Raw genomic sequence first — 6,266 nt, forward strand, 5'->3', positions numbered from 1 at the left:
ATTCAAATTGATAATATCCCAAGCAACGCTCAGGGCTCACTATCCGGTAGCGGTTACTACCGCGTTGTGCCGGACAGGGCAACGGGGAAAACCCCTGTAACGCAAATAATACGTACGAATTATTTCCTAGCTGGCCTGAAATTCGGCCTTAACAACCGCATAAGCCCAATCCAGCCACGGCAGCAACGCCTTGATATCACTGGGCTCAACGGTTGCCCCGCCCCAAATACGCAAGCCGGCTGGCGCATCACGATATCCGTTGATATCAAGTGCGACATTTTCCGCTTCAAGAAGCTGGGAAATCTTTTTTGGCAGTGCCGCCTGCTGATCAGCTGGCAAATTCAATGCCCACGGATCAACAATTTTGATGCACATCGACGTGTTTGATGCCGTTGCCGGATCCTCGGCAAGATCGGCGGCCCAATCACTGTTCGCAAGCCAGGCATCAAGGTGCGCCCGGCTTGCCTGCGTGCGGCTCAAAAGCCCTTCAAGCCCACCGAGCCCTTCTGCCCATTTCAGGGCATCAATCGCATCCTCGACCACAAGCATCGACGGGGTATTGATGGTTTCACCACGGAAAATGCCATCAATCAGTTTGCCACCTTTGGTCATGCGGAAGATTTTTGGTAACGGCCATGCTGGGGTATAGCTTTCAAGGCGTTCAACGGCGCGCGGGCTCAGAATAATGATCCCGTGACCACCCTCGCCGCCCAGAACTTTCTGCCAGCTATAAGTCACGACATCGAGCTTATCCCACGGCAATTCCATTGCAAAGATGGCCGAGGTCGCATCACAGATCGTCAGACCCTTGCGGTCATCAGCGATCCAGTCACCATTGGGAACGCGGACACCCGCGGTCGTGCCGTTCCAGGTGAAGACAACATCACGGTCGAAATCAACTGCGTTCAGATCTGGCAATTTGCCATAGTCACCTTCAAGGGTTCGCACATCGTCAAGTTTGAGCTGCTTGATCACATCGGCAACCCAGGTCGACCCGAAGCTTTCCCAAGCAAGCATGTCAACGCCGCGCGCACCCAACATCGACCACAGCGCCATTTCAACAGCCCCTGTATCGGATGCCGGAACCACGCCCAAAAGATAGTCATCAGGCAGGTTCAGGATGGCCCGCGACCGGTCAATTACCTCTTCAAGGCGTTGCTTGCCGAATTTGGAACGATGCGAACGACCAAGAACTTCCGTCTGCAATGCTTCTGCGGACCAACCCGGGCGCTTTTTGCACGGACCCGATGAAAAATTCGGGCTGGTCGGACGAAGTGTTGGCTTTGCAATTTCGGCAGTCTGGGCCATCTGTAAGTTCCTGAGAAAGAAGAATAACCGCCAAGGGCTATGTCAGATCAATTGAGGAGCCTGATCCTATTGCCCCGAAGGCAAAAGTCAAACGCCTTCCGCACAGACATGACAGCCATTTTTGCATGGCTTAAGTCGCATGAAATTGGCGTCATCCTGCCCGAATTAACAAAACTCAGAATGCCATGTCGTAGTACCATGGCGCAAAGAGGCTGAATGCGATCCAAAGAACGATAATCAGCGGCGTTCCGGCCTTGAGGAAGTCGATAAACCGGTAATGCCCGGGGCCCATAACCAACAGGTTTGTCTGATACCCGACAGGTGAGGCAAACGAACAGTTGGCCGCCATCACCACCGCAATCGCAAACACATGTGGCTCCACGCCAAGTTGCTGGGCCATACCAATGCCGATGGGTGTAAACAGAACCGCACAGGCATTGTTTGACAGCACATTGGTAAAACCGGCCACAATCAGGAAGAACAATGACAAAATAACCGGTGCTGGTGCGCCACTTGTCGCCGCCAACAATTGATCGGCAACGAATTCGGCCCCGCCGGTCAACTGCAACGCATTGCCAAGCGCAAGGGCCGCTGCAACCAGCAGCACAATTTTGCGGTCAATCGCACGTGATGCCTGACGCAGGTTAAGTGCGCCGGATGCAATCATCAAACCGGCCCCGATAAAGCTTGAAACCATGATCGGCACGATCCCGGTCGCAGCCAGCGCAATCACACCAAGGAAGATCGCCGCAGCACGACGCGCATGGAACGGGCGCGGCAATGTGCGCGTCGACCATTCCAGCAACACGACATCACGAATGGTACGCAATGCTTCGACATCTTCTGAGCGTCCCTGCACCAGAAGGACATCACCCGCTTCAAGCCGGATTTCTGTCATCTGGGTGCGGATCATGCGTGACCGGCGCTGAATCCCCAGCACAAGGCACTTGTACTGATAGCGGAACCCGATCTGCTCAAGGTTAAACCCGATCAGCCGTGAACCCGGCGGCAACATGACCTCTGCCAACAGCTGCGTTGATTTTTGCGGGGCTTCATCGCCTTCTACAGCCGCGGCATCAGAATGCAGCAAGCCCGGATCTTTTTGCAGTGCTTCAGTCAACGCCTTGCGCGTGGCCGCTACGACCAATACATCGCCTGCCTGAATTTCCATATCGTCTTCGAATGGCGGCAGTTCGGCATGTTCGCGCCGTACGATCATTTGAATGGTGATATTTGGCAGGTTCTTGAAGAAACCGGCGACCGGTTTTGTGCCGATCATATTGGCGGCAGGCCCGACCGTGATCTGTGCAATGAATTGCTTGCCACTGCTGTCAGGGTTGGCGAGCTTGCTGCGCATCGACGCCAAAGCCGGCAACAGGCGCGGCGCAATCAACAACACATACACAAACCCGACAAGCGCCAAAACACTGCCAATCGTCGTGAACTCAAAGAACTCAAGACCGGGCATCCCAAGCTCGATCAGCGAACTCGACACCAACAAGTTGGTCGAAGAGCCGATCAGGGTGGTCATGCCCCCAAGGATCGCCGCGTAGGATAACGGGATCATGAGCGCGGATGGAGAACGCTCAATACGTTCGGCAAGGGCCTGAATGATTGGAATAAAGATAACGACAACCGGCGTGTTGTTCAGGAAGGCGGACATGACCATCACAACAAACAAACCGATGAAAATCGCGACCGAGGCGTTCTTGCCACCATGTTCGGTAATCAACCCGGCGATGTAACTGACACCGCCGGTCAGGACCATGCCCTGCCCGACCACCAGCAATGACAGAACCGTCAACAAGGCCGGATTGGCAAAGCCTGACATGATGGTTGACGGCCCAAGCAGGTTGTCACCATCCGCATCAAGCAGCGGGAAAAACTCAAAGAAAAGCAGAAGAGTCGCGATCAACGCGATGCTGGTCAGTTCAAGCGAAATACGCTCCAGCCCATACAGAACAAGCGATCCGGCAACGAGTGCAAGAACCACCCACATCTGCATCGGCGTTGCAGAACTGGCAACAACACTTTCGAGCACGATAAACTTTCCCCTGTAAAGCCCTTGGTCTTGCGTTTTCACAGCCTGTCAAACGGGTGTGACTTGGTCGCAAGATACCTATTTTGCCTTTTACTTAGACGAAAGCCCCACCGCACGGTCAATAAAAAAACAAAGTAAATCAGGATCAATGCGGATTATTGGGTAGATTTTTCACCGGCCAACAGCACCCGATCCAGATTAAAAATGGCGGGCAAATTAGATCCTGCCCGCCACAATAATGTTTTCTACGCTGCCATGACGATGGTCATCGTGGCACGACTATTTCGCCCTTGAGGTACAAAACCGCCTCACCTTTCAGGTGGACGCGATCACCGTCAATCTTGCACGCCACCACGCCGCCGCGCGCAGATGCCTGATAGCCGACAACATCTTCCTGGCCCAGTTTTTGAGCCCAGAACGGGGCGACAACGCAATGCATGTAACCTGTCACCGGATCTTCATCAATGCCAAGGGCGGGCAGGAAATACCGCGACACCATATCAAGTCCGGTCTTATCGCCGGGTGCGGTCACAATCACACCGCGGTCCGCCAATTTGCCCAGTGCGGACATATCCGGGCGCATATTGCGAACAATGGATGCCTCATCAAACACAACCACGATGTCCGTATCACGACTTACGACGCCAAATGTCTCGATTGGCGTCGCACCGCCAAGCGCATCAAGAACGTCGCGTGATACGGGTTCGGCCGAGATTGGCTGTTTCGGGAAATTCAAGACAATTCCATCCCCATCACGCCGGGCTGTCAGCACACCGCTTTGGCTTTGCAATCTGATCTGATCACTGTCAAAGCCAAGCTGATTGAAAATCACAAACGCACTGGCAAGTGTTGCGTGACCACAAAGCGGCACTTCGACCGTCGGCGTAAACCAGCGGATGTGGAAATCAGCATCATCGCCGACACAAGGAACAAAAAAGGCCGTTTCCGACAGATTGTTTTCCATCGCGATCTTTTGCATCAAATCATCTGGCAACCAATCCGATAGCGGCACAACCGCAGCCGGGTTGCCGGAAAACAAAACATCGGTAAAGGCATCAATCTGGTAGATCGACAGAGTCTGGGGCGTCATCATACTATCCTCAGCGCAGCACTTGTTTGATCTGGTGGATCAATTTTCGGGAAGCTTATCGGTGATTTCAGTGGGTGTTTACAAGGCCGATTCAATGGCCTGTTTGATGATTACAAGATCATCATCGCAGGTCCGCCAATTGCTGAACGCTGCACGGAAACCAAACCGCCCGCCATAAACTGTGGGGGTCATAAAGACCTTCCCGGTCGCGTTGATTCGCGCCAACAAAGCACGGTTATCCTCGTCACTCCCGCGCGCAGCAAACATTGTCACATTGAGTTTGGGCTCACTGAACAATTCAAGCCTCTCATGGGTGCGAACCCACGCTGCAAGGTCCGCTGCCTGATCACAATTTGCACGGATAACCGACGCAACCCCGTCACGCCCATAAGCCACCATCGTCATCCAAAGCGGCAAGGCACGAAAACGGCGGGAGTTCTCCACACCACGATTTATGTAGCTATTCCCATCAGCCTTGGTGTCGAGATATGGCGCGAAGGCACGGCAACAGGTTTCGAGGACCGAAATGTGCCGCGTGAGGAATATCCCGCAATCGTAAGGCACATTCAGCCACTTATGCCCGTCGGACGTAATTGAGTCCGCGCGTGCAATGCCCTTGGTAAAGTCGGCACGTCGATCATCAAGCGCGGCAAAGAACCCGAATGCTGCATCAACGTGCAACCACGCACCATATGCGGCACACAGGTCGGCAATCGCTTCAAGATCATCGAAGTCGGTGGCATTTACCGTCCCGGCAGACGCAATAACAATCTTGGCGCGTGCATCACTGGCGCTGATCTTGGCTTTCAGGTCCGCGATATCGGTTTCTTCTGATCCTGGCTTGGTTGCAACCTTGGTAAAGTTGTTGCGGCCAATGCCGGTGATAGACAGATCCTTGATCATACTCGCATGCGGACTTGCAGCGAAAACCTCCAGATCTGGCAGAACACCTGCGCCATCAGCATCGACATTCACACCAACCTGTTCACCGCACCATTGCCGGGCTGCCACAAGTCCCAAAAGGTTCGATACCGTGGCACCAGTCGTCAGAACACCATCAAAACGGTCCGACGGGACACCGCCAAGATCACATAGCCAGTTGATGACTTGTTCCTCTACAGCGGCATTGACCGATCCTTCCGGGCCAGTTGCATTCTGATCAATTGCACTGGCAAGCCAGTCGCCAGCAAGAGCGGCCGGTGTCGTGCCGCCGGTTACAAATCCAAGATATCTCGGACCTATTGATGCGGCGAGCAGCGGCAGAATTTCTTCTTTCGCTGCTCGCAACGCATCAAGCGTGCCGCGGCCCTGCCCCTGTAACGGGCGCGAGGGGTCAAAGGCAGAGAAATCGCGGCAGGTTACATCCATGTCATCCGCCCCCTGAATGAAGCTGTGCGCGATATCTCCTGTTTCGACAAGGATACGGCCAAGCTTTTCAAGGTCATCAAACATCAGATGACGCTCATCAACAGTGGGGCTGTTCGACGAACGATTTGAAACGTGGTTCATTTGTTTTCTCCTGAGAGGATGCGGGCATAGTCGGCGCGATCTATGTTGGCTCCGGTCAAAATCACGGCGACTTTCTTGCCAATATTGCGTTCACGCTGCGCAATGGCGGCCGCCAGCGGCACAGCACCTGCACCCTCAGCAAGGGTATGGCACGAACTGAAATAAAGGCGCATGGCCTCGGCAATTTGGGCATCACTCACTGCGACGATGTCGGCAGCGCCTTTTTTGATGATATCGAAGGCACCCGGATCAGGACTGCGGCATGCAACACCATCGGCAAATGTTGTGGCGGTTGGAGTCTGGAAAATCTCACCCGCC

At 54.1% G+C, this 6,266-nt stretch carries 5 protein-coding genes; all 5 read right to left on the reverse strand.

Annotation, left to right across the window (positions count from 1 at the left end):
* Positions 1 to 126 precede the first annotated feature (126 nt).
* A complete protein-coding gene (locus AUQ43_RS05490) occupies positions 127 to 1,308 on the reverse strand; it encodes a phosphoserine transaminase (RefSeq protein ID WP_062955219.1) in 1,182 nt (393 codons plus the stop codon).
* 175 nt (positions 1,309 to 1,483) lie between these two features.
* Positions 1,484 to 3,349, reverse strand: a complete 1,866-nt coding sequence (locus AUQ43_RS05495; protein WP_062955220.1) for an SLC13 family permease — start codon at positions 3,347 to 3,349, stop codon at positions 1,484 to 1,486.
* 265 nt (positions 3,350 to 3,614) lie between these two features.
* Positions 3,615 to 4,439 (reverse strand): PhzF family phenazine biosynthesis protein, encoded by an 825-nt coding sequence (locus AUQ43_RS05500; protein WP_062955280.1) that lies wholly within the window; start codon positions 4,437 to 4,439, stop codon positions 3,615 to 3,617.
* Positions 4,440 to 4,517: 78 nt separating this feature from the next.
* Positions 4,518 to 5,948 (reverse strand): pyridoxal-dependent decarboxylase, encoded by a 1,431-nt coding sequence (locus tag AUQ43_RS05505; RefSeq protein ID WP_062955221.1) that lies wholly within the window; start codon positions 5,946 to 5,948, stop codon positions 4,518 to 4,520.
* On the reverse strand, positions 5,945 to 6,266 hold a 322-nt coding region (locus tag AUQ43_RS05510), incomplete at its 5' end, for a pyridoxal-phosphate dependent enzyme (protein ID WP_157088433.1). The genes AUQ43_RS05505 and AUQ43_RS05510, both read right to left, overlap by 4 nt.

The organism is Thalassospira sp. MCCC 1A01148, assembly GCF_001613795.1.
Lineage (GTDB): Bacteria > Pseudomonadota > Alphaproteobacteria > Rhodospirillales > Thalassospiraceae > Thalassospira.